Source organism: Bartonella sp. AA23NXGY (assembly GCF_042197165.1).
Classification (GTDB): domain Bacteria; phylum Pseudomonadota; class Alphaproteobacteria; order Rhizobiales; family Rhizobiaceae; genus Bartonella.
The window spans coordinates 1-2,172 of sequence record NZ_JBHIRO010000056.1; the positions used below are offsets into that span (position 1 = coordinate 1).

The 2,172-nt window shown below is 40.6% G+C and carries 1 protein-coding gene; it reads left to right on the forward strand.

Features of this window, described 5'->3' with window-relative positions; all coding sequences use genetic code 11:
- Positions 1 to 2,172: DEAD/DEAH box helicase family protein (locus ACFINY_RS09575; protein WP_375701056.1), on the forward strand; the 2,172-nt coding region annotated here is incomplete at both ends.

The window sequence follows — 2,172 nt, forward strand, 5'->3', positions numbered from 1 at the left end:
CATCAAGAGGGATATGTGGCTATTCAATGTAAGTTTTATAAAGCTGACCATCAGATCAGTAAAAAAGATATTGATAGCTTTATCGCTGCCTCTGGAAAAGACATCTTTAAATATCGACTTCTCGTTGACAGCACAGAAGTGGAATTAAGTGACAATGTGAATGCCATGATTAAAGGACAAGCGATACCCGTTTATCGTATTGACCTTCGTCATATGGAAAACAGTCGTATAGACTGGCAAATATTTGCAACGAAAAAAGAAGTTGTTCTGAAATCAACAAAAGAGCCTCGTCCCCATCAAGAAGAAGCCATCAAGAAAGTCTGTGAAGGTTTAAAAGAAGCAGACCGTGGCAAGCTGATTATGGCATGTGGTACGGGGAAGACTTTCACCAGTTTGAAGATAGCAGAAACCCTTGCTGGGAAAGGCAAGCGTGTTTTGTTTCTGGTACCTTCTCTGGCTTTAGTCTCGCAAACAATCCGTGAATGGACAGCCGATGCACAAGTCCCGTTGCGTTCCTTTGCCGTGTGTTCTGATACGAAAGTAGGCAAGCGTCGTAAAAATCAAGATGATATTGTTGGCATGGAAACATCAGATCTTGTTCTCCCTGCTACAACAGATGCTCAAGCCCTTGCTAAAGAAGCTTGTGAATCCCTAGCAGATGCAATGACCGTGGTCTTTTCAACTTATCATTCTATCCAAGTGATTTCGGATGCACAAAAAGAGCATGGTTTACCCGAATTTGATCTGATCATCTGTGATGAAGCCCATAGAACAACTGGGGCTTCATTGGGAACTGAAGACAATGAATCTGAATTTATCAAGGTTCACGATAACAGCATCATTCGGGGCAAAAAACGTCTGTATATGACAGCAACGCCGCGTATCTTTAGTGACACTGCTAAAAGGCGGGCGGATGAGATCAATGCTGTTTTGGCATCTATGGACGATGAAACCCTTTATGGCAAACAACTTCATCATTATACCTTCGCGGAAGCTGTCGATAATGAACTTTTAACTCCTTACAAGATTGTGGTCTTGGGTATTAATGAAACCTATATCACACCAGCCATACAGGAGATTATTGCCAATGAAAACCGTGAAATTGATTTAGATGATGCGGCAAAAATTATTGGCTGTTATAGAGCACTTACCAAAATAGATAAGCAAGCGGCTGTTGATGATGATGATACAGAGCCCATGCAATGTGCTTTAGCTTTTTGCAAAGACATTAACACCTCTCAATATATAACAAAGCTCTTTAATAAAATTATCAAATCTCATATTGATGATTTCCTTCAAACCGTTCCCTTTCTAAACTGTGAAGTAAGACATATTGACGGAACGCAAAGCGTCAAAAAACGCAATGAGGAATTGGATTGGCTTAAAGAAGATGCGGGGCAAAACGTTTGTCGGATCTTAAGCAATGTTCGGTGTCTTTCAGAAGGGATTGATGTCCCTGCTCTTGATGCCATCATGTTTTTACACCCGCGCAATAGCCAAGTGGATGTGATACAGGCAGTAGGGCGTGTGATGCGTCGTGCTCCAAATAAAAAAACGGGCTATATCATTTTACCCATTATCATTCCTTCACACTTAGAAGCCAAAAAGGCTTTAAAAAACAATAAGAGATACCGTGTTGTTTGGCAAGTTTTGCATGCTTTACATTCTCATGACGAAAGGCTTGCTCGGACAATTAATCAGATGTCTTTAGGACAAGATAGCAGCCATACGATTGAAATTATAGAGATTAAACGAGCCAATGAATTAAAAGAGCTTACCACAACGGTTGATGAGATCTCGATACCATCCAAAACAGAAAGTTCTGGACGTGTCATTGGAACAGCAGAAAGCAAATCTCAATCGGTATCTGGAGGACAAGGAGACCTATTCCGCCGTTCTGAATTTTTTGATTTTGTCAAAGCCATTTTTCTGGATAGTTTTAAAATCACGGATTATTGGGGCATTTGGGCGAACAATGTTGCTGAGATTGCTCAAAACCATATCAATCATCTTAAAGATATGATTTCCGATGAAAAGAGTGAAGCCTTTCACGCCTTTGATGCATTCCATAAGGAATTAAAGAACAACGTCAACAGTGAAATCAAGCAAGAGGAAGCGATTGAGATGTTAGCGCAACATCTTGTCACGCGTCCCGTGTTTGAAGCTTTATTT